The following is a 21,038-nucleotide window of genomic DNA, read 5'->3' on the forward strand; positions in this document are numbered from 1 at the left end:
CCCACGAGAAGCGGCGCCTGAGGCGCGGCGCGGTGGTACCCCGTGCGGGTCTTGGAGCTGTCGACGCGAGTATCGGCTACGCGGCGCTGACGGCGGCAGGCGGTGGCGCATGCGTCGCCGCCTACCGCCGCCGGACCAACGCGTTCCCCGCGCCTGTCGATCTTGACCGCACCCGGTGGAGGAGAGCCGCAGACCGCTTTCTAGGCTGACCCCATGTCCGACGAGTCACCTCTCATCCGTAGCCTGCGGGCCGCTGTCGCCGCCGCTCCCGAAGACGTACCCCTGCGGCTGCACTTCACCGAACTGCTCCTCGCGGAGGGGAGGTACGACGAGGCCGTCGCGCAAGCCGCGGTCGCGCTGCAGCACGCGCCCGGCGACGAAGCCGTACGGGACCTGATGGTCCGCGCCATGCAACTGCCCACGGTCGGCACGCGACCCCCCGCCTTCGACTGGGCCGCCGCCGAGCAGGAAGTCGCCGGCGTCGTCGGCCCCCGCTTCGCTGCCGACCCCGCCGATCCCACTGATCCCGCCAGCGCGGGCGACGCCACCGAGGCCCCCCTGACCGCGGACGGCAGCGGCGACCCGGCCGACGCGTCCGCCTGGGACATCGACGCCCCCTGCGACGTACGCCTCGCCGACGTCGGCGGCATGCAGGAGGTCAAGGACCGGCTCGAAGCCGCCTTCCTCGCCCCGATGCGCAACCCCGAACTCCGCAAGCTGTACGGCAAGTCGCTCCGCGGCGGCCTGCTCCTCTACGGCCCGCCCGGCTGCGGCAAGACGTTCATCGCGCGGGCCGTCGCCGGGGAACTCGGTGCCGGCTTCATGTCGGTCTCGCTCTCCGACATCCTCGACATGTACATCGGCACCTCGGAGAAGAACGTCCACGACATCTTCGAGGCCGCCCGCCGCCAGGCGCCCTGCGTGGTCTTCCTCGACGAGCTGGACGCGCTCGGCGCCAAGCGCTCGCGCATGCACCACAGCGGTCTGCGCAACGTCGTCAACCAGCTCCTCACCGAGCTCGACGGCATCAACGCCGCACAGAACGAAGGCGTCTTCGTGCTCGCCGCGACCAACGTCCCCTGGGACGTGGACCTCGCCCTGCGCCGCCCCGGCCGCCTGGACCGCACCCTGCTCGTGCTGCCGCCCGACGCCCCGGCCCGGGAGTCGATCCTCCGCTACCACCTGCGCGAGCGCCCCATCGAGTCCGTCGATCTCGGCAAGATCGTCAAGGTCACCGAGGACTTCTCGGGTGCCGACCTCGCCCATCTCTGCGAGAGCGCGGCCGAGTACGCACTCCTGGACTCCGCCCGTTCCGGCACCGTCCGCATGATCGGCACCAGGGACCTCCTGAACGCGGCCAAGCAGATCAAGCCGTCCAGCGAATCCTGGTTCGCCTCCGCCCGCAACGTCGCCATGTTCGCCAACGACGGCGGCATCTACGACGACCTGGTCACCTACCTGAAGAAGAAGCGCAAGCTGTGACGACCCACCCACAGGTCCAACGGGCCCGGATGCTCTACGAGATGATGCGCCCGGAGGAGGCGCGCGAAGCGGTCGGCCGCCACCTCGCCGAGGACCCCGACGACCACCGGGCGTGGAGCCTGCTCGGCCAGTGCCAGCTGACCCTGGGCCGGTACTCCGAGGCCTTCGCCGCCGCGCTGGAGTCCCTCCGGCTCGAACCGGGCTTCCTCGACGCGCACTTCGTCCGCGGCTACGCCCTGCGCCACCTGGGCCGGCTCGAGGAGGCCGAGGCGGCGCAGCGCTTGGCGATCCGCATCGATCCGTATGCCTGGGGCCCCCGACGGCAGCTCGCCGAGCTGCTGTTGGAACTGGCCCCGGACCGCCCGGAGGAGGCGCTCGAGCACGCCGAGGTCGCGGTGCGGGAGGGACCGGAGGAGACCTGCACGTGGGCGACCATGCACAAGGTCGCCATGTTCCACGAGCGGACCGAGCTGGCCGACGAGGCCATCCGGCAGATCCTCCGCGTCGACCCCACGCACACCCTCGCCGTCACCGTGTCCACCGAGCGCGAGGCCGCCAAGGCCGGCACCTCCGCCGCCCGGGCCGCCGAACTGTACGCGGGTGGGCTCGCGGCCGCACCGCACTCCGACGCGCTCCGCAAGGACCTCGACAGTGCCGTCTACCGGATGCTGCGCGGCACCCGATGGCTCGCCCTGCTCTGTCTGGTCATGGCCGCCGTCACCGTCGACGTCTTCCCCGCCGGGGGCGAGGCGAAGGAACTGCCCGTCCATCTCGGCACCCGGCTGTGGACGCTCACCCTGATGGCCGTGGTGTGGGGCTTCGGCGCCTGGCGCCGCTACCGGCGGCTGCGGACCGGGGCACAGCTCACCGTGTTCGCGCTCGTGCACCGCTCGTTCTGGCCCAGGGTCGTGCTCGGCCAGGCCACCTGGGCCACCCTGTGCGCGCTGCTGCTCGTCGCTCTTCCGTGGAGCGAGCGCACCGTCCCTCAGGTCCTGTTCTGGCTGGCACTCGTACCGAACCTGCTCAGCATCACCCACGACCGGGACAAGGTCTGATGAGCCGGGCCCTGCAACAGGCCAACGCCCTCTTCGACCTGGGGCGCCACGAGCAGGCCGCCGCACTCGCCGCCCAGCACCTCGCCGGCGACCCCGACAACGCCACCGCGCTCGTACTGCTCGCTCGCTGCCGCGTCCGCCTCGGCGACGGACGGCAGGCGCTCATCACCGTCGAACGGGCCCTGCACGTCGCACCCGAGTCGGTGGGCCCCTGGCTGACGCACACCCACGTCCTGCTCGCTCTGAAGGAGTACAAGCAGGCCGAGGTCTCGGCCCGGCGCGCCGTCGAACTCGCCCCGCAGCACTGGGCGGGCCACTACAACCTCGGCATCGTCCTCGGCCACGGCGCCCGCAGGAAGCGCAAGCGGGCCGCGTACGAGTCGGCCCGCAGGGCGGTCGCCCTCGCCCCCGAGGAGAGCGACGCGTACATCCTCGTGGGCCTGACCGCCCACCGCACCGGCAACCACCGCCTCGCCCAGGAGGCCTACGAGACGGCGCTGCGCCTCAACCCGGACAACAGCAGGGCCCACAACCACCTCTCGCTGCTCCATCTGCGCCGCCGCTGGCTCCGTCCCGGCTCGTGGACCCGGGCCGCCGAGGGCTTCGTCCGGGCCGCCGCCCTCGACCTGGAAGACCGCCACGCCCGCCACAACCTGGAGAACATGGCCTGGGGAACGCTCATGGGCTCCCGCTGGGTGGCCTTCGCCGGAAGCCTCGCGGTGGCGTTGGGCTCTGCCCACCTGCGTGCGGGCGCCGTCGGCACCGACGCCCTCGTCACCTGCCTGGTGTGCGCGGCCGTGCTCGTCGGCGGCTGGGGAGGCTGGCTGCTGTGGCAGGCCCGGCGGGTCCCGCCCCGCCTGCGCCGCCCCCTCCTCCTGGTGGCGCGCGGCTGCCGGCCGGTCCTCGGGATGACGCTCCCCATCGCGCTGCTCATCGTCCACGCGGCCTTGGCGCTGGTGCTGTGGCGCAGCGCCCTGTTCTCCGGCCTCGCGATTCCGCTGGTCTTCTTCGCGCTCGTCATGTCCGTGGCCGGCCGCACCGCCCTCCAGCAGGGCGCGCCGAAGCAGTAGGAGGAAACCCCGTGGACGCCCTCGGCGACACCGCCCACTCCACCGGCGACACCCGCCGGGACCGTGGAACGGGTGTGGCACTGGCTGCTCCTCAGGCCCGCCCTGCCCGCAACCTCCGCCGACTGATCGACCTCGGACCACCCGCACCGGCGGTGCCCGGCGCCTCGGCCTGATGCCGTCGCATCGGCGCGGGCGATCACGGTGCCGTCGTCGTGCTCGAGGATCAGCCTTCGGCCCGCCAGGGTGAGCGTGAGTTGCTGCGGTGAGGGGATGGTCGGCTGCGGCCCCATCAGACGGCGCAGACCGGCCCTTAATTGCCGGACGCCCGTGGGCTTCCACACCGGCATCTCGAATTCGGGGACGATGGCCACGGAGGTACTGAGCATCTCGCACACCTCGTTCCTGCGAAACGTCACCACCACCGACGCCGGTTTCCAGGCGGAGCCCGCCGCCCGTCTGCGCGAAGAACTGCTCAACGCACTCATCCGGCTCGACCGACGACTTGATCGATCCGGCCTGTCCGACGACATCCGCGCCGAGATCCGGACAGCCCTATCCGTCATGCGCTCCCGGTATGAGCCGGCGTCCCCCGCTGCTCCAGGCTTCTCACGCGCCTCACTGAACGCGGCCATCCGCGAGTTGACGGGGCTCCATGATCACCTCTGCACGATCGGCTTTTCGGACGAACCAGTCACTTTGCGCCTCGCCGTTGAGGCCCGGGGGCTTGAGCGGGCGCTCGGCGGTGCAGTGGGCAGCGGAGGCGGGTCGGACTCCGCTTCTTGATGAAATGGCTCGCCAGCGAGCAGCCCTCACGGCCCCTTCAGGTTCGGGATGCCGGACGTGAACCAAGATCCGGACCACTACCGGACCAGCCTACCCAGCAACGGCCCCAGAACGCTCGTTTCTGCTGGTCAGCGGCGGTGCAGGCCCGGTGCCCGACCTGGGCAAATACCCAGCCAGGCACCACTACGTCGATCACGGTCAACGAATTTCGACAAAACCGCACAAAAGAGGTTTTCTCTGCCGCTGGCGAGCTATGCTGCTGATAGGCCTACGAGGCGAGCGAGGGAGTTCGACCGGAGTAGCCGACTGCAGCGGAAGTAGGTTGTTGTTGTCCGCCGTGGCCGACGTCAACGGTAGGGCTGAGAGGCTTGACGGTCGGAAGACCCGAAGGCGACCCCCATCACCTGATCCGGACAATGCCGGCGCAGGGAGCCCGTTTCGTAGGTCGCTTCACGCCCGTCGGCCCCTGTCTCGCCACCCCGAAGCCAGCCAGAGGTCACCGTCGGCCAGGGGTGGTCTCGTCTTCGAGCCGGTCGACGAGGATGATCGCCACATCGTCCGCCAAAATGCCCTGTGTGTGGCGGAGCAATGCCTGGCGCAGGCCCTCCAGGAATGCCTGTCGGGTGTGGTCGCACATGGTCGCCATGGCTTCGGGCAGGTCGAAGAAGGTCTTCTCCCGGTCGCGGGCCTCGATGACGCCGTCGGTGTGCAACAGCAGCCGGTCCCCCGGTGCGAACGGATAGGTGTCCGGCCGCTCGGGAGGGCCGCTGATGAATTCCTCGAGACCCAGCGGCGGCAGCGGGGCCGTGGGCATCAGGGAGCGGACCGTGCCGTCGCGCAGCAGCAGTGGCGGCGGGTGGCCCCGGTTGATCACCTCGACGTCGTGGCTGTCCGGGATCTGGGCCACGACCGCGGTGACGAATCCCTCCAGGCGGTCGACTTCGCCGCCCACCCCGCCCCGGCCCGCCATGACGGCGTCCCTCCGCAGGGCCTCGCCGCAGTGGTTCATGACCTCCACCAGGTCGTCCTCGTAGTGCACGGCCTCCCGGAACGCGCCCAGCACGACGGCGGCGGACCGTACGGCGGGCAGTCCCTTGCCCCGGACGTCCCCGACGATCATCCGGACCCCGTACCGGGTCTGGACGGCGTCGTACAGATCGCCGCCGATCTGCGCGCCCGACTCGGCCGCCAGGTACATGCTGGCCGCCCGCAGGGGGCCCAGCCGGGCCGGTACGGGCCGCAGCAGGACGTCCTGGGCGGCCGTGGCGATCCGGCGGATCTGGTTGAGCTCGTTCTCCCGGCGCGTGCGCGCGGCGCGGCTCGTCGTGAAGCTCGCCACCGTGACCAGGGACAGGGCGAGGAGGTTCGTGTAGACCTGCTGGCCGCCCCAGGCATGGTTGTAGGTGGCGGTGGTCGCGCTGACGCCGACGGCCACCCCGGCCGCCGCGAGGGTGCCCTTGGGGCCCATCGTCACGGCCGCCAGAGCGGGTGTCGCCACCAGCAGGGGGCCTGTGTACACGACGTGCGCGGGCGTGAGCTCGATGACGAGCACCAGCAGGGCGATCGCGAAGGGCACCCACTCCGCGAGGGCGAAAAAGACCTGGTGGCGGCCGCCGGCTCCCGGCGGCGAGCGCAAGGGCGCTCTCATGAGTACAGCCTGCCCCGCCCGGTGGCATGGCCGCCACTCAGGTTCACCGGTCCCCGCGGACGTCCGGCCGCTGCCGGGAACGGGTAGGGATGCGCGCACGACGGGCAGACCCCGCCGCCCCGCCCACCGAGTCTGGAGCGCCGCCAACCCCATGAGCACCCACCCCGCGGAGGCTCCCCGCATCTCCCGCCAGGAATTCGACGCCCTCTTCGCCTCGGTCCGCACGTGGGGCCGCTGGACCCCGGCCGACCGGGGCGCCTGGAACCGGGTCACCCCGGACCATGTGCGTCGGGCAGCGACCCTCGTCCGGGACGGTACGGCGGTATCCATGGGGCTGCCCTGGAACACCCGCCCCGGCCCCGACAACGCCAAGCCCGCCCTGCACTACATGTCCGACCTCGGCGACGTCGAGCCCCCGGAACCGGCCACCCACAAGGACTTCCTCGCCGTCGACTACCACGGCAAGGCCGTCAGCCACCTCGACGCGCTGTCACACATCGCCTACCGAGGGCTGCTCTACGAGGGCCACCCGGCCCGCGAGGTCATCGGCTCCGGCGGTGCCCGCTTCGGCTCGGTGGCGGCGCTGGGACCGCTCGTCACCAAGGGTGTCCTCCTCGACCTGCCCGTGGTCCTCGGGGCCGACTGGCTGGAGCCCGGGCACGCGGTCCGCGCCCGTGACGTCATCGCCGCCGAGCGGGCGCTCGGCATCGGGATCGACGACGGATGTGCTGTGCTGCTGCGCTCCGGCCGGTTCCGGCGCCGTCGCGAACTGGGCCCGTGGGACGTGGACGCGGCGAGTGCGGGCTTCCACGTGGACGCGATGCCACTGCTGGCCGAGCGTGCGATCAGCCTGCTCGGAGCGGACGGAGACAGCGACGTACGTCCCTCCCCGGTCGAGGGCCTCCACTCCCCCGTGCACGCCCTCGCCATCGCGGCCATGGGGGTGCCCCTGCTGGACAACCTGGACCTGGAGGCGCTGTCCGCCGCGTGCGCGGAGGCGGGACGCTACGAGTTCATGATCGTCGTGACACCCCTCGACGTCCCCGGCGGGACGGGATCACCGGTCAATCCGGTCGCCCTCCTGTAGAGCTTCAAATAGCCAGGAATATACTCAAAACGCACTGATGCAACTTTCATCGCACGGGCTGCACGGACCAGCAGGGACCAACGCCGGCAAGGGGAAGTGATGCAGATGGGGGCCACGGGAGAGCAGATCGGCCCCGTACGCTCCCGTGAGCGGTTCCTGGTGGGCGAGTCGGTCGGGACCGGGGTACGGAGTCCGATCCTGAACTCGTGGCTCCGCTGCCGGCTCCTGGCACTCTCACCGGACCAGACCGAGCTGCCCTACCGGGACGACTTCGATCCGGACAGCCGACTCGTACGGGCCGCCGGACCCGTACTCGACCAGTTGCAGTCCCGGTTCTCCGGCAGTCGGATGAACATCTCCGTCGCCGACGCGAACGGCACGGTGCTGCAACGCCGCTTCGGCGAGCCCTCCCTGGCCCGGAGCCTGCCCCCCATCCAGAGCGTGCCCGGCTTCGTCTTCGCCGAGCGGTTCGCCGGGACCAACGGCATCGGCCTCGCGCTGGCCGAACGGGGCCCCATCCAGGTCTACGGCGCGGAACACTTCGCCGAACGCGCCCAGTCGAACGCCTGCTGCGCCATCCCCATCCGCGACCAGATCAGCGGGCGCATCGCGGGCGTGCTCTGCTTCGGGTACCCGCACGCCTACGAGCGCCCCGCCCTCGCCCTCCTGCTCCGCCGGGCCGCCGCGACGATCGAGCAGCGGCTGACGGAACAGAGTTCGGAGCGCGAGCGCGGGCTGCTGTGGGCGTACCTCGATGCCGAACGGCGCGCCCTGCCGGGCAGGGGCGCCCAGGACGGGCACTTCGCCGGGGTGACCGTCCTTGCCGGGTCGGCCGGGCTGAACGAACTGGACGAACCGGTCGGTCCCGAGCTGGACCCGCACGATCAGGCGATCCTCAAGGACAGGGCTACCGAGCTGATCTCCTCGTCCCGGCAGGCGGCCGTCGACGTGGCACTCCCGCACGGCCGGGAGGCCACCTTGCTGAGCCGCCCGGTCACGAGCCGCACCGGGGTGGAGGGAATGGTCGTCGAGGCCGTGCTCAGGAGCAGCACTTCGCCGGTCCACCACCTCTCCGTCCCGCCCCGCACCGCACCTTCCGGCGCCGAACCCTCCCGCGCCGGACCGGCGCCCGCCGCACCGTCCCCCCTCACCGCCGAGCCTCGCCCCGCCACGGTCCGCGGACTGGTGCTGGTGGGTGAGCCGGAAGTCGGGAAGTACGCCATCGAGGCGCGGCGGCGCCTGGAACTGCTGGCCGAGGCCAGTACCCGCATCGGCACCACCCTGGACGTGAGCCGCACCTCCCGGGAGCTGGCCGAGATGGCGGTCCCGGCCCTGGCCGACTACGTCACCATCGACCTGCCGGAGGCGGTGCTGCGCGGGGACGACCCCACCGGTCCCGGGACCGGTCTGTACCGGACGGTGGTCCACGGCATCCGCGACGACTGCCCCTTCTACCCGGCCGGCCGGCAAGTGGAGCTCCTCCCCGGAAATCCCATCATGCGCTGCCTGACCGAAGGGCACGCCTTCCTGGAGCCCGAGCTGAAGTCCGCGGCCGGCTGGATCGCCCAGGACCCCGAGCGCGCCCGGCGGGTCATGGCGCACGGCGTGCACTCCCTCATCGCCGTCCCGCTCCTCGCCCGCGGAGTCCTGCTGGGCATCGCGAGCTTCTACCGCTCGCAGGACCCCGCCCCCTTCGGGGACGACGACAGCCGGCTGGCCCAGGAACTCGCGGCCCGCGCCGCCCTGTGCATCGACAACGCCCGCCGCTACACCCGGGAACACACCCTGGCGCTGGCGCTCCAGCGCAGCCTTCTCCCGCGCGGCATGCCCGAGCAGAGTGCCGTCGAGGTCGCCCACCGCTATCTGCCCGCCGAATCCGGAGTGGGCGGCGACTGGTTCGACGTGATCCCCCTGTCCGGCGCCCGCGTCGCCCTCCTCGTGGGCGACGTCGTCGGCCACGGGCTGCACGCTGCCGCCACGATGGGGCGCCTGCGGACCGCAGCACGCAACTTCGCCGAACTGGAACTCGCCCCCGACGAGCTCCTCACCCACCTGGACAACCTTCTGGTGCGCCTGGACCGGGAGGAGGGCGACGACCACACCACGGGCAGCACCGGCATCGTCGGCGCCACCTGCCTGTACGCCGTCTACGACCCCACCTCGCGACAGTGCACCATGGCCCGGGCCGGCCACTTTCCGCCGGCCCTGGTCCTTCCCGACGGCAGCGTGAGTTTCCCCGACCTGCCCGCCGGGCCCCCGCTGGGCCTGGGCGGTCTACCCTTCGAGACGGCCGAGATCGTGCTGCCCCGGGGCAGTACGCTCGTGCTCTACACCGACGGGCTCGTCGAGGACCGCCACCGCGATATCGACGTAGCCCTCGACCAGCTGCAGCGGTCCCTGACCCACGCGGACCGGAGTCCCGAGGACACCTGTCAGGCGGTCATGGACGCCATGGCGCCCGAGCATCCCTCGGACGACATCGCCCTGCTCGTCGCCCGCACCCGCACCCTGCCCGCCGACCGGATCGCGGCCTGGGACCTGCCGGCCGATCCCGCGCGGGTCTCCGACATCCGTGCCGCCGCCACCCGCCAGCTGTCCCAATGGGGGCTGGACGAACTCGCGTTCGCCACCGAGCTGCTGCTGAGCGAGCTGGTCACCAACGCCATCCGCTACGGTTCCGAGCCCATCCAGGTGCGCCTGATCCACGACCGCGCCCTGATCTGCGAGGTCTCCGACGGGAGCAGCACCGCCCCGCACATGCGGCGGGCCGCCAACACGGACGAGGGCGGGCGCGGCCTGTTCCTCGTCGCACAACTGGCCCGGTCGTGGGGCACCCGCTACACCCCACACGGCAAGGTCATCTGGGCCGAATGCGCGCTGGATGCGGCATAACTACCGCCATGCACGCAATTACCACTTGATGCCCATTAGCATCCTCCCTGTCCCACCCTCCCGAGAGGGGGATCCGAGGTCGGCCCCGGAGACATCCGTGCATGACGCTCATGACACTTCCGACACCTCGACGAACCGCCCGCCCGGGCACTGGGGCGGGGAACCGCTCGTGCGGATACGCGGTCTCGGCAAGCGGTTCGGCGGCACCGTCGCGCTGGACAGGGTCAGCCTCGACCTCCACTGCGGCAGCGTGCTCGCCCTCCTCGGCCCCAACGGCGCCGGGAAGTCCACCCTCATCAAGGTGCTCGCCGGGGTCCACCGGGCCGACGAGGGCGAGGTGACGGTGGCCGGGCACCCGCTCGGGTCCGAAGCCGCCTCCGGAAAGATGTCCTTCATCCACCAGGACCTCGGCCTGGTCGAGTGGATGACGGTCGCCGAGAACATCGCCCTGGGGACGGGCTACCCGCGCCGCCACGGCCTGATCTCCTGGCGACGGACCCGGGAGCAGTGCTCCGAGGCCCTGCGGATCGTCGCCGGACACCTGGACGCCGATGCCCGGATCGTGGACCTCGCGCCCGCTGAGCGTTCCCTGGTCGCCATCGCCCGGGCCCTCGCGCGCCGGACGGAGCTCTTCGTCCTCGACGAGCCGACCGCCACGCTCCCCGCCGCCGACTGCGCCCGGCTCTTCGACGTCCTGCACACACTGCGCGACCGGGGGCACGCCGTCCTCTACGTCAGCCACCGGCTCGACGAGGTGTACCGGGTCGCCGACGCCTTCGCCGTTCTGCGCGACGGCCGCCTCGCCAGCCAAGGACCGCTCGCCGGGTACGGTCCCGCCCGCCTGGTCCACGACATCGCGGGCGGCGCACCGGCCCAGCGCAGGCCGGCCGGCGCCGTGCCCACCGGCCGTCCTCCACTGCTGAGCCTCGACTCCGTGACCACCCGGCGGACCCGGCCCGTCAGCCTGGATCTGGCGCCCGGGGAGATCCTCGGCATGGTCGGGCTGACCGGCGCCGGCCACATGCACCTGGGCCGGGCCCTCGCCGGCGCGCTGCCCCTGCTCGGCGGGCGGGCACTGCTCGACGGGCGGCCGTACCATCCGCGCAGCGTGGCCGCCGCCCTCGGCCGGGGAGTCGGCCTCGTGGGCGCGAACCGCCAGGAGGAGGGCTGCGCCCCCGATCTGACGGTCCGGGAGAACTTCCTGGCCAACCCCCGGGCGGCCGGTGTACCGGCGTGGCGCTGGCTCGGCCCCCGGCGTGAGCGGCGCGAGGCCGCCGCCCTGATCGAACGGTTCTCGGTGCGCCCTCCGGACAGTGAGGTGCCCATCGCCACCCTGTCCGGCGGCCATCAGCAGAAAGTGGTGCTCGGCCGGTCGCTGCGCGGGCGGCTGCGGCTGCTGATCCTGGAGGAGCCGACCGCGAGCGTGGACGTCGGTGCGAAGGCGTCGATCCACCGGTTGCTCGACGAAGCGGCCGCCGAGGGCCTGGCGGTCCTGCTGGTGTCCACCGACTTCGAGGAGGTCGCGGACCTCTGCCACCGTGCTCTGGTCTTCGTACGCGGATCGGTGGTGGCCGAGCCGGCGGGTGCCGCCCTGACGCCCGCCGAACTCACCCGTGCCGCCTCGGCCATGCCCCCGATCACCGGAAGCACGACGGTCCTGTGACCCTCCGGTCCCCGCGCGGGCACCTCATCGGAACCTACGGTCTGCCGGCCCTGACCGCCCTGCTCTTCCTGGTCTTCTCCATCGTCCTGCCGGACACCTTCCCCACCCGGGAGAACGTGTCCTCGATCCTCTCCAACCAGTCGATCCCCGCCCTCCTCGCCCTCGGGGCGACGATCCCCATCGTCACCGGCAAGTTCGACCTGTCCATCGGGTACGGGCTGGGCCTGGCGCACGTGCTGGTCATGTATCTCATCGTCGAGCAGGGGACGCCCTGGCCGCTCGCCTGTCTCGCCGTCGTCCTCGGCGGGGCGCTGGTCGGCGCCCTGAACGGCGCCGTCGTCGAATTCGCCCGGATCGACTCCCTCATCGCCACGCTCGGCACCGGCAGCATCATGTACGCCCTCACCGGATGGCTCACCGACGGCAGCAGGATCGTGCCCGGCCCGAAGGGCCTGCCGGCCTCCTTCACCGGCCTCTACGACTCCCGGTTCCTCGGTCTGCCCGTGCCCGCCTTCTACGTCCTCGCCGCCGTCGTCGTCCTCTGGGTGGTGCTGGAACGGCTGCCGTTCGGCCGGTACCTGTACGTCGTCGGCTCCAACCCCCGCGCCGCCGGCATCATCGGCATCCCCACCCACAGGTACTCCGTCTACGCCTTCGCCGGATCGGGCCTGGTCGTGGGCGTCTCAGGGGTCCTGCTCGCCGCGCAGCAGCAGATCGGCAACCCGAGCGTCGGCCTGGACTACCTGCTGCCCGCCTTCGTCGGTGCGCTGCTCGGCTCCACCACGATCAGGCCCGGCCGCGCCAACGCGCTCGGAACCCTCGTGGCCGTCAGTGTGCTCGCCGTCGGGCTCGCCGGGATCGGCCAGCTCGGCGCCCAGTTCTGGGCCACGCCGCTGTTCAACGGGGGCACGCTGCTGATGGCGGTCGGCCTGGCCGGCTACGCGGCCAGGCGACGGCTGCGCGCACGGGCCGCGACGGACCCTCCCCCGCCCGAGGAACCTCCCGGGCCATCGGGGGCGCAGGCAGCCGAATCCCGATAAGCCAGGTCCCGATAAGCCAGGTCCCGATAAGCCCAGTCCCGGTCAGGAGCATCGTGTATTCGCATCGCACCGGCGTCCTCGCGGCGGCGGCCCTCTGGGCGGCCGCCGCCACCCTCGTCGCGGGCTGCGGAGGCGACTCGTCACGGACCTCGGCCGCGGCCTCGCCCCCGGCCGCCGGCTGCCCGGCCGCACTCGTACGGGCCAAGGAGGCCGTCGGGCGGGCCGAGCGCACGGGCCTCTCCTGGGACGGCCCCACGACCGGCCCCCGGGCGGTGCCCGACAAGACCATCGTCTATGTCGCCCAGACCATGACCAACCCCGGTGTCGCCGGAGTCGCCAAGGGCGTACGGGAAGCCGCGGCGGCCATCGGCTGGCAGATCCGGGTGATCGACGGGGACGGCACCCCCGCGGGCATCCAGGCCGCGTTCAGCCAGGCGGTCACCCTCAAGCCCTCCGGCATCGTCATCGGCGGCTTCGACCCCCTGCTCACCGCGCAGCAGACCGCGCGGGCAGCGGCCGCGGGCATTGCGCTCATCGGCTGGCATGCGGTCGACTCCCCCGGACCGAGTACGAACCCCCGGCTGTTCACCAACATCACCACGAAGGTGGAGGAGGTCGCGAGGGTGAGCGCGGACTGGGTCATCGCCCGGTCCGGGGGCGACGCCGGGGTCGTCCTCTTCACCGATGACTCCATTCCGTTCGCCCGCAACAAGTCCGATCTGATCAAACGGGAGCTCGCGACCTGCCCCGGGGTGACGCTGCTGGCGACCGAGAACATCCCGATCCCGGACGCGAGTCAGCGCACCCCGCGGGAGGTCTCCTCCCTGGTGTTTCGTTTCCGGGGCCGGTGGACCCACTCCGTCGCGATCAACGACCTCTACTTCGCCGACGCCGCCCCGGCGCTGCAGGCCGCCGGACGCCCCGGCGAGGGACCGCCCTTCAACATCGGCGCGGGCGACGGCGATCCTTCCGCCTTCCAGCGCATCAACAGCCGGCGTTTCCAGGCCGCCACCGTCCCCGAACCGCTGACCCAGCAGGGGTGGCAGATCATCGACGAGCTCAACCGCGCCTTCGCCGGACGGCCCGCCAGCGGCTACGTCGCACCCGCTCACGTGGTGACGGCCGAGAACAGCGGCGGGGCCACGTCCTGGGACCCCCGGGGCTACCAAGAGGCGTACCAGAGCATCTGGCGGGGGGAGTGACCCAGTTGGCCCGCTCACTCGCCGTCCCCCGGGGCGCCGCCCGCTGACATACGCCACAGGCATCCGCCTCACGCCACCCCGCCGATGCAGGCGACCAGGAGCGCGACGTCGTCGTCGGCCGCCGCCGGAACGAGGTGGGTGATCAGCGAGTCGCACAGGTGGTCCAGCTGCCGCTGCGGATCCGCGAGCAGCCGCGTCAGCTCGGCGAGCCGCTCGTCGAGGTCGCTGCCCCGGGCTTCGATCAGTCCGTCGGTGTAGAGCACGAGGAGGCTGCCGGGAGGCACGTCGATCTCGGTGGGAGTGAAGGCGACGCCCCCGACCCCCAGGGGGACGCCGGGCGGGGTGTCCAGGAGCCGGACCGTGCCGTCCGGGAGCACGAGCACGGGCGGCGGATGTCCGGCCCGGGTGACGGTGCAGTGTCCGGTGGCCGGGTCGCAGACGACGTAGAGGAAGGTGGCCAGCATCGGCTCGGCCAGATCGCCGAGGACGGCTTCCAGCTGGTGCAACAGCCGTACGGGCGAAAGGTCCAGGCGCGCGAGGGCCCGTACGGACGCGGACAGCCGGCCCATGACGGCGGCGGCGGCGATTCCGTGCCCCATGACGTCGCCGATGAGCAGGGCCGCCTTGCCGCCGGACACGGGCAGGACGTCGTACCAGTCCCCGCCGATCTCGTTGACGTCGCTCGCGGGGAGATAGCGGTGGCTGACCGCGATGCCGGGCGGCGGGGTGATGTGCTGGGGAAGCATGCTGCGCTGGAGGACGACCGCGGTGTCGTGCTCGTGGTGGTAGAGCCGGGCGTTGTCGATGCTGAGCGCGGCGCGGGCGGCGAGTTCACCGGCGAGCGTGACGTCTTCGGATCCGAAGGGTCCTACCGGGCGGGTGCGGTAGAAGGTGGCGACGCCGAGCACCGTGTCCCGGGCCACCAGGGGCGCCATGACCAATGAGTGCACGCCCACCGCGACCAGTTGTGCGGGCTCGGCCGAGTACCGGGCGGCGGGGGCGACGGCCTGTTCGTCGAGACGGGTGGTCAGGAAGGGGTGCCGGGCCGCGAGGGCCTGCGTGTAGGGGGCGGCGACGGGGAAGACGAGCGTCCTGCCGAGGGGGGCGAGGACGTCGGTCACCTTGGATCCGGAGAGCGGGGCCTTGCCGAGGCGCCGCAGGGCGACCCCGCCGGTCAGCCCCATGCCGGGCTCGTCCCCGCGCGCCAGCGCGTCCAGGACATCCACCGTGACGGCGTCGGCGAGGCGCGGCACGGCGAGATCGGCGAGTTCCTGCGCGGTGCGCTCCAGGTCGAGGCTGGAGCCGACGCGGATGCTGGCCTCGCTGAGCATGGCGAGCCGGCGCCGTGCGGCTTCGGCTTCGAGGTGGTCGCGTTGCTGCTCGGTGATGTCGACGAGCGAGGCGATGACGCCGATCGACATGCCGGCGGGATCCTCCACCCGCACGTAGGAGCACGACCACACGCGGTCGTGGTCCGGTTCCGCCGGCGTCCGTCCGGTACGGCGACGGTCCAGGACCGGCCGCCCGGTCTCCAGCACCTGCAGCATGGCCTCCTCCATCTCGCGGGCGTTCACCTCCGGGAGGATCTGGGCCAGGCGACGTCCTACGTGTGCCGATTCCGGCAGGCCGTTCATGACTTCGAGCGCGGCGTTGACCTGCAGGAACCGCAGCTGCGAGTCGAGGATCGCGATGCCGACCGGGGAGCGGGCGAACAAGCCGTCCCACACCGCCGACGACCCCCGGATACGCCGTGCCGCGTGGGCGTCGGCAGCGAAGGCCAGCACCGTGGCCGAGCCGTGCCTGCGGTCGGACACCGGTGAGGCCCAGATCTCCACCTCCAGGGGGTGCCCGTCGCGGTGCCAGGCGGTCACCGTGCCCATCACGCCCCGTCCGGCGGCGGCGGCTTCCCACAGGGAGCGGCCCAGACTGCGATCGGATCCCGGATGGAGGAGGTCCGCGATGTTGCGCCCCAGCATCTGCGGCGGGGCGTAGCCGAGCAATTCCTGCGCGACCTGGTTCCAGCGCACGATCGTTCCGTCCGCGCTGGTGGCCACGAGCGCGACCGGCAGTGCGCCCAGCCATCCGCCAGCAGCCTGCGCGGCGCCGCCGATCAGCTCGTCGACCGGGATGCGCTCATTCATCCGGCACCTGTACCCACCGCCGCAGCCTCCTTGCCCTGCGTCCGCGGTCGCCGTCAGGCCCCGAGCCGCTCAGGCGGGCCCTCCGGGAACCGGTCTCCACAGATCCATCGTGTGCCCGGTCGGCATGACACCGCCTCCTGGGGCCGTTCGGGCCGACACACTCCAGAGCACGCAGTGCGTCTTCCACGGGCACCGATGATCAGGACCTCAGTGGCCCGCGTCGCGCACGGCCCGGCTCCCGCGGAGCCATTTCGGCTGGCCAGCAGGGCCGCGGCCGTTCGGCCATCACGTGTGCCACGCGGGAGGAACGCGTGGATCGGGGGCATAGACGCAGTACGTTCCCGTGCGGATCGTCCGGTCGAGGTGGTCGCCGAGGGTCGGCAGCACGTCGCGGAGACGGCCGATGGCCTTGCGTACGGCCTGGGTGACGGCGGCCCGGGCCCGTTCGGAGGCTGCGCCGGCGTGCCGGTCGCGGCCGCCGAGCCCGACGGCCCGGGTGAGTTCGCTGATCAGGAATCCACGTTCGAGTTCGGTCTGTTCCTGCCGGGAGATGTCGTTGTCGGCGCGGGCCTCCTCCATGTCGTCCTCGATCTCCGCGAGGCGTCGGCGGTACATCTGCTTGGCGCGGGCGTCCAGGAGGGGACCGGCGTCGCCGGCGCGGCCGAGCCCGGCTGCGGCGGCGGGGTCGGCGGTGTCGGCGGCGGCGAGGTCGAGGACGTGGAACTCCCGGCCCGGGGCGGCGAGCAAGCGGGCCAGGTGGTGCATGCCTTTGCTGTCGCGTGCCGTCATGCGCCGACCGTCGAAGACGACCCTCCAGTAGTCGCCCTCCCGGACGAAGGAGTCCGGCCCTGCCGTGTCCGTCCGCGGCTCCTCGGCCGCGGGAGTGCGGGTGATCCGATCGAGGTCGGTGCGGGCCGCCCCCCGCTCCAGGGTCTCGGCCCGGAGGTTGCCCAGGGCCCGCTGGGCGTCCGCGAGCCGGAGCCGGCACTCGGCCGTCTCGTAGGGGGCGCCGACCTCGTTCCAGGCCCGGACGGCATCGGTGAAGAACACGGACGCGCCGGACGCGTCGCCCTCGGCGAGCAGGACTTCACCCCGGGCCCGCAATGCCGATGCGGCGAGCGCGTTGCTCTCGAAGGCGACGGCCACCTCCTCGAGCTCCCGGGCCGCGACCCGTGCCGTCTCCAGGTCGGCGCCGGCAATGGCGATCCTGACCTGCGCGTCCAGCAACGGTGCCCGCCGCAGCTCGGAGGTGGGGGGCAGCTCCTTCGACGGCACCGGCAGCGGCCGCGCCAGGGCCTCCCGGATCGCGGCGGCCGCCGTGTCTACGTCGCCTTCGGCAAGCCGGACGAGCGAGAGCCCGGGTTCCGGATCCCACCCGAGGCGGTGGGCGGCCAGCAGCGCCTCTTGGGCGCCGGCCCGGTTGCCGCGCCGCAGCCGGATCCGGCCCAGCTCCGTCAGCGGCCAGCCCAGCTCGCGCCGCACATAGGGGCGCAGTTCCTCGCACGCGAGCAACACCTGCTGCTCGGCGCTCGCGCACTGGCCCCGCAGACGCAGGATCTCGGCCCGGTGCACCCGGCACCGGCCGTGCAGGCTGCCGATCGCGTTCGTGCGCGCCCACCGCTCCATCGCCTCGGTCCACTGTTCGGCCAGGTCGTACTGGGCCAGGCCCTGCAGTGCGCACACCAGCTCGCAGTAGACGACTCCGGTCGACAGCGCATCGAGGTCGCCGGCCATCGCCGCCGTTCCGGCGTCGTCGAGGAGTTCCAGGCCCCGTTCCACGTCACCGTCGAGGATCACCAGTCTCGCCTGGGCCACGCGCCCGATCGCCGCTGCCGCCGGATCGGTGTGCGAGCCCGTCTCGATCGCCCGCTCGGCCCAGCCCCGCGCGGCTTCCAGGTCGCCGCTGAGGAGGCGTTCGAAGGTGCGCACTGCCGCGAACCACGCGTGCACGCCGGTCAGCGGTGGCAGGGGGTCGAGGAGGAGGTCCGCGCGGCGTAGCCACCCCCGTACGGGTGCCATGAGCGCGGTGTCGAACAGCAGGTGCATGGCGACCCGCACAGCGGCTCCGGCCGCGGCGTTGTCCTCGCCGAGCCGGGACAGTTCGCCGTGGAGCTGCCCCCAGGTCTCGATCGTGACGTCGAGGTGTCCGGCGGCATATGCGACGTCGGCGAATTCGGCGAGCCCCTTCAGGTCGAGATCGCCCGCTTCCCTGACCTCCAGGAACCCTGCGTAGGCGTCCGACCACGCTCCGCAGGCTGCGGCGTTCCGTGCCTGCTCCAGGCCGGTTCCCTCCCCAGCGGTGTGGGTCACGGGCATTGCCTCGATCCCGGTTCGATCGGTTACCGCGGTAAGCGTCCTGCTTACGCCTCCATGGTGAACCACAACCGCATGGGAGGACATCATGGACACCGCCACCGTGAACGGCATCCAGCTGGAATACGAGATCCGCGGAACCGGGGAGCCGGTCCTGCTCATCAGCCCGGTCCTCGCCGACGGCTTCGCCCCGCTCCTCTCCGAACCGGCACTCACCGAGCGCTACCGGCTGGTCAGCTACCACAAGCGCGGCTGGGGCGGCAGCACCCACACTCCCGGGCCGGTCTCCGTCGCCGACCACGCCGCCGATGCCATCGCGCTGCTCGACCACCTCGGCATCGACCGCACGCACGTGGTCGGACACTCGAGCGGCGCGGCGGTCGCCGCCCAGATGGCCCAGGACCACCCCGACCGCATCGCGACGCTCGCCCTGCTGGAGCTCTCGCTGCTGTCCGTGCCCTCGGGCGAGGCGTTCTTCGCTCAGGCGGGGCCGGCGTTCGCGGCGTACGCCGACGGGGATGCCGAACGCGCCGTCGAGCTGTTCCTGTCCCTCGTCGGCGGCGTGGACGGTGAACGCTGCCGGGCCCTGCTCGAGGACTGTATGCCGGGCAGCTTCGAGCAGGCGGTCAAGGATGCCGACACGTTCTTCGGGATCGAGCTCCCCGCCCTGGCCGAGTGGCGGTTCAGCCCGGAAAACGCCGCTGCGATCCGCCAACCGGTGCTGTCCCTGCTGGGAAGCAACACCCTGCAACTGTGGGTCGAGGTCGCCGAGTTCCTCCGCTCCAACGTGCCCGACATGGAGGAGTGCGTCATCGGCGACGTCGGCCATCTGCTCCACATCGAACGTTCCCGGCCGGTCGCCGAGGCCCTGGCCCGGTTCCTGGAGCAGCACCCGATCGCATCCTGAGGACGAGCGCCTGGACGAGCACCTGATCGTCGTGCGGGAGTGGGCCACCGGGCCGGGCGTGTGTCACGCGATGGTGCAGGCGCTCCCGTTCAGGCTGAAGGCGGAGGGCTTGGTGAAGGTGCCGCCGTAGGTGCCCTGGAATCCGAAGGCGGCCTGGCCGCCGGCCGCGATCTCTGCGTTGTAGGCCACGTTGGCGGCCGTGACCGCTCCCGAGGACGGGGCGACGTTCGCGTTCCAGGCACTGGTGATCTGTTGTCCGGAGGGCAGGGTGAAGGCGAGCTTCCAGTTGCTCACCTTGGTGGAGCCGGTGTTGGTGATGGTGACGTCGGTGGTGAAGCCGCCCTGCCAGACGTTCGGCGCGTAGGTCACCTTGCAGGCCGTGGAGCCTCCGGGGGTGCCCGGGTCACCGGTGGAGCCCGTGTTGACCGTGGAGGAGAACGAGGTCACGGCGAGGCCGGTGCCGTTCTGCCAGGGCTCGAAGCCCGCCTGGACGCTCGTCAGGTACCAGCTGCTCTGCGCCAGCCCCCGGGAGACGGCCTGCTGGACGAAGTCCATGACGTCGAAGGTCCAGCCGGTGATCGGCGACGGGGCGACGAACGACAGGACGTCGTTCGAGCCGTTGTTGCCCGACCACACCTCCCACTGGCGCCCGGCCACGGTGGCGGTGCCGGCCCGGGAGCCCACGGGTTGGACCGGTCCGACCCTGTTCAACCACACCATGATCTCCGTCCGGCTCACGCCGTCGGTGCGGGGCGTGGGGTCGAGCCAGATGTCGTACGCGGCGTCGTACGCCCCGTCGTTGACATAACCGTACGAGATGCTGGTAGGCGCGGTGGACACGGTACGGAGCTGGGCGGGGAGGTTCGTGCCGGGCGAGCAGTTGGTGTAGTGGCAGCCGTTGTACACGGACGGGTAGGACTTCGGCGCGCCGTTCGTGGGGACCGAACCGTCGGCCCGGGTGATCCTGAACCCGGAATCGGTGACGGCGATGCACTGGCTCTCGCCGGTGCCCCACCGGTTGTTCTGGACGACGTAGCGGCCCTGGATCGTCGCCGATCCGAACGTCTCGCAGATCGTGGTGTCGGCATGTGACGCCGACGCGGCGGTGAGCAGGGCGGCCATTGAGACGACGGCGGTGAGCAGGGCGCCCAGCAGGCCCGGCGAGCTGCGGGCACGGCGCGGCGAAGATCGCATACGAATTCCTCTTCGGAGTCGGGGACTTCGGGCTCTTGACACGTGGAGGCCGGGCAGGACCGTCAGCGGTTCGCGTCGTCCGTGGAGCCCGGGTGGGGGGTGCGCCGACATGCGGAGGGTTCTCCTCGCGGCTCGGTGAGACGGGGTGGAAGAACGGTTTCGCACAAGCCCTGAACCAATGGGAGCGCTCCCACTGTGCAGACGGGGCGTGGTGGCGTCAAGACGCGTGAAGAGTCGAATGCATTCCGCGGCGAATTTACCCAACCCCTCTTTTGCTTGGCGCCAGTTGCCGCTACGGTCTGGGCCGACCAGTGGGAGCGCTTCCACAGTTGGCGTGTCCTCGGAGCGCAACCTTGCCGCAAGGGCTCTCGCTCAGGTGACGTCCCCGCGTCTGTCGGCGCCGCTCGGCGGAGCAGCGCCCACCTTGCGCGACGGCGACACCTGCCCGAGCGACGTCGACCGCGTCCCGCTCTCGTTCGACGCCTGCGCCCTCTCGCATCCCGGCCGGACCTGGAGCACCTGGAACTTCCCTCCAGGCCGGCCCTGATCGCACATCCACCG

The 21,038-nt window shown here is 71.9% G+C and carries 16 protein-coding genes and 1 riboswitch; of the genes, 12 read left to right on the plus strand and 4 right to left on the minus strand.

From position 1 onward, the window contains the following. Nucleotides 1-213: 213 nt before the first annotated feature. The 5 genes from OHU74_RS04450 to OHU74_RS04470 all read left to right on the plus strand — a co-directional run bounded on the left by OHU74_RS04450 (nucleotide 214) and on the right by OHU74_RS04470 (nucleotide 4,390). Complete coding sequence (locus OHU74_RS04450) at nucleotides 214-1,482, plus strand: 26S protease regulatory subunit (RefSeq protein ID WP_371614680.1); 1,269 nt, start codon at nucleotides 214-216, stop codon at nucleotides 1,480-1,482. Further along, nucleotides 1,479-2,537 (plus strand): tetratricopeptide repeat protein, encoded by a 1,059-nt coding sequence (locus OHU74_RS04455; RefSeq protein WP_371614681.1) that lies wholly within the window; start codon nucleotides 1,479-1,481, stop codon nucleotides 2,535-2,537. The genes OHU74_RS04450 and OHU74_RS04455 overlap by 4 nt, the downstream gene beginning before the upstream one ends. After that, nucleotides 2,537-3,607, plus strand: a complete 1,071-nt coding sequence (locus tag OHU74_RS04460) for a tetratricopeptide repeat protein (protein ID WP_371614682.1) — start codon at nucleotides 2,537-2,539, stop codon at nucleotides 3,605-3,607. The genes OHU74_RS04455 and OHU74_RS04460 overlap by 1 nt, the downstream gene beginning before the upstream one ends. 11 nt (nucleotides 3,608-3,618) lie before the next feature. Continuing rightward, entirely contained in the window at nucleotides 3,619-3,780 is a 162-nt protein-coding gene (locus tag OHU74_RS04465) for a hypothetical protein (RefSeq protein WP_371614683.1), read from the plus strand. A 154-nt stretch (nucleotides 3,781-3,934) separates the two neighbouring features. Next, on the plus strand, nucleotides 3,935-4,390 hold the full coding sequence (locus tag OHU74_RS04470) for a hypothetical protein (protein WP_371614684.1): 456 nt from the start codon (nucleotides 3,935-3,937) through the stop codon (nucleotides 4,388-4,390). A gap of 271 nt (nucleotides 4,391-4,661) precedes the next feature. Beyond that, nucleotides 4,662-4,838: riboswitch (TPP riboswitch) on the plus strand. Nucleotides 4,839-4,886: 48 nt separating this feature from the next. Here the strand turns inward: OHU74_RS04470 and OHU74_RS04475 are convergent. Continuing rightward, on the minus strand, nucleotides 4,887-6,038 hold the full coding sequence (locus OHU74_RS04475; RefSeq protein WP_371614685.1) for a PP2C family protein-serine/threonine phosphatase: 1,152 nt from the start codon (nucleotides 6,036-6,038) through the stop codon (nucleotides 4,887-4,889). A 151-nt stretch (nucleotides 6,039-6,189) separates the two neighbouring features. Between OHU74_RS04475 and OHU74_RS04480 the strand changes: the two genes are divergently transcribed. The 5 genes from OHU74_RS04480 to OHU74_RS04500 all read left to right on the plus strand — a co-directional run bounded on the left by OHU74_RS04480 (nucleotide 6,190) and on the right by OHU74_RS04500 (nucleotide 13,922). Then, complete coding sequence (locus OHU74_RS04480) at nucleotides 6,190-7,125, plus strand: cyclase family protein (RefSeq protein ID WP_371614686.1); 936 nt, start codon at nucleotides 6,190-6,192, stop codon at nucleotides 7,123-7,125. Nucleotides 7,126-7,230: 105 nt separating this feature from the next. Continuing rightward, on the plus strand, nucleotides 7,231-10,017 hold the full coding sequence (locus OHU74_RS04485) for a SpoIIE family protein phosphatase (protein ID WP_371614687.1): 2,787 nt from the start codon (nucleotides 7,231-7,233) through the stop codon (nucleotides 10,015-10,017). Nucleotides 10,018-10,114: 97 nt separating this feature from the next. Beyond that, a complete protein-coding gene (locus tag OHU74_RS04490) occupies nucleotides 10,115-11,680 on the plus strand; it encodes a sugar ABC transporter ATP-binding protein (RefSeq protein ID WP_371614688.1) in 1,566 nt (521 codons plus the stop codon). Beyond that, nucleotides 11,677-12,720: an ABC transporter permease gene (locus OHU74_RS04495; RefSeq protein ID WP_371614689.1), complete on the plus strand. Its 1,044-nt coding sequence runs from the start codon at nucleotides 11,677-11,679 to the stop codon at nucleotides 12,718-12,720. The genes OHU74_RS04490 and OHU74_RS04495 overlap by 4 nt, the downstream gene beginning before the upstream one ends. A 53-nt stretch (nucleotides 12,721-12,773) precedes the next feature. Beyond that, complete coding sequence (locus OHU74_RS04500) at nucleotides 12,774-13,922, plus strand: substrate-binding domain-containing protein (protein WP_371614690.1); 1,149 nt, start codon at nucleotides 12,774-12,776, stop codon at nucleotides 13,920-13,922. 68 nt (nucleotides 13,923-13,990) lie between these two features. On the opposite strand, the gene OHU74_RS04505 is transcribed toward OHU74_RS04500, so the two are convergent. Continuing rightward, complete coding sequence (locus OHU74_RS04505) at nucleotides 13,991-16,063, minus strand: SpoIIE family protein phosphatase (protein WP_371614691.1); 2,073 nt, start codon at nucleotides 16,061-16,063, stop codon at nucleotides 13,991-13,993. 285 nt (nucleotides 16,064-16,348) lie between these two features. After that, entirely contained in the window at nucleotides 16,349-18,373 is a 2,025-nt protein-coding gene (locus OHU74_RS04510) for a transcriptional regulator (RefSeq protein ID WP_371614692.1), read from the minus strand. A 91-nt stretch (nucleotides 18,374-18,464) separates the two neighbouring features. Here OHU74_RS04510 and OHU74_RS04515 point away from each other — a divergent pair, with 91 nt between their 5' ends. Continuing rightward, complete coding sequence (locus tag OHU74_RS04515) at nucleotides 18,465-19,283, plus strand: alpha/beta fold hydrolase (protein ID WP_371614693.1); 819 nt, start codon at nucleotides 18,465-18,467, stop codon at nucleotides 19,281-19,283. Between the two features lie 63 nt (nucleotides 19,284-19,346). On the opposite strand, the gene OHU74_RS04520 is transcribed toward OHU74_RS04515, so the two are convergent. Then, entirely contained in the window at nucleotides 19,347-20,477 is a 1,131-nt protein-coding gene (locus OHU74_RS04520) for a cellulose binding domain-containing protein (protein WP_371614694.1), read from the minus strand. Nucleotides 20,478-20,853: 376 nt separating this feature from the next. Between OHU74_RS04520 and OHU74_RS04525 the strand changes: the two genes are divergently transcribed. Next, complete coding sequence (locus OHU74_RS04525; protein WP_371614695.1) at nucleotides 20,854-21,024, plus strand: hypothetical protein; 171 nt, start codon at nucleotides 20,854-20,856, stop codon at nucleotides 21,022-21,024. Nucleotides 21,025-21,038: the final 14 nt, after the last annotated feature.

The sequence above is a fragment of the Streptomyces sp. NBC_00454 genome (genome assembly GCF_041434015.1).
In the GTDB taxonomy this organism is placed as follows: Bacteria; Actinomycetota; Actinomycetes; order Streptomycetales; family Streptomycetaceae; genus Streptomyces.

What these genes read in the sequence shown, in the direction of transcription:
- OHU74_RS04450 (WP_371614680.1), top strand. Translation starts at nt 214, where the DNA reads ATGTCCGACGAGTCACCTCTCATCCGTAGCCTGCGGGCCGCTGTCGCC.
- OHU74_RS04460 (WP_371614682.1), top strand. Translation starts at nt 2,537, where the DNA reads ATGAGCCGGGCCCTGCAACAGGCCAACGCCCTCTTCGACCTGGGGCGC.
- OHU74_RS04475 (WP_371614685.1), bottom strand. Translation starts at nt 6,038, where the DNA reads ATGAGAGCGCCCTTGCGCTCGCCGCCGGGAGCCGGCGGCCGCCACCAG.
- OHU74_RS04480 (WP_371614686.1), top strand. Translation starts at nt 6,190, where the DNA reads ATGAGCACCCACCCCGCGGAGGCTCCCCGCATCTCCCGCCAGGAATTC.
- OHU74_RS04485 (WP_371614687.1), top strand. Translation starts at nt 7,231, where the DNA reads ATGGGGGCCACGGGAGAGCAGATCGGCCCCGTACGCTCCCGTGAGCGG.
- OHU74_RS04505 (WP_371614691.1), bottom strand. Translation starts at nt 16,063, where the DNA reads ATGAATGAGCGCATCCCGGTCGACGAGCTGATCGGCGGCGCCGCGCAG.
- OHU74_RS04515 (WP_371614693.1), top strand. Translation starts at nt 18,465, where the DNA reads ATGGACACCGCCACCGTGAACGGCATCCAGCTGGAATACGAGATCCGC.
- OHU74_RS04520 (WP_371614694.1), bottom strand. Translation starts at nt 20,477, where the DNA reads ATGCGATCTTCGCCGCGCCGTGCCCGCAGCTCGCCGGGCCTGCTGGGC.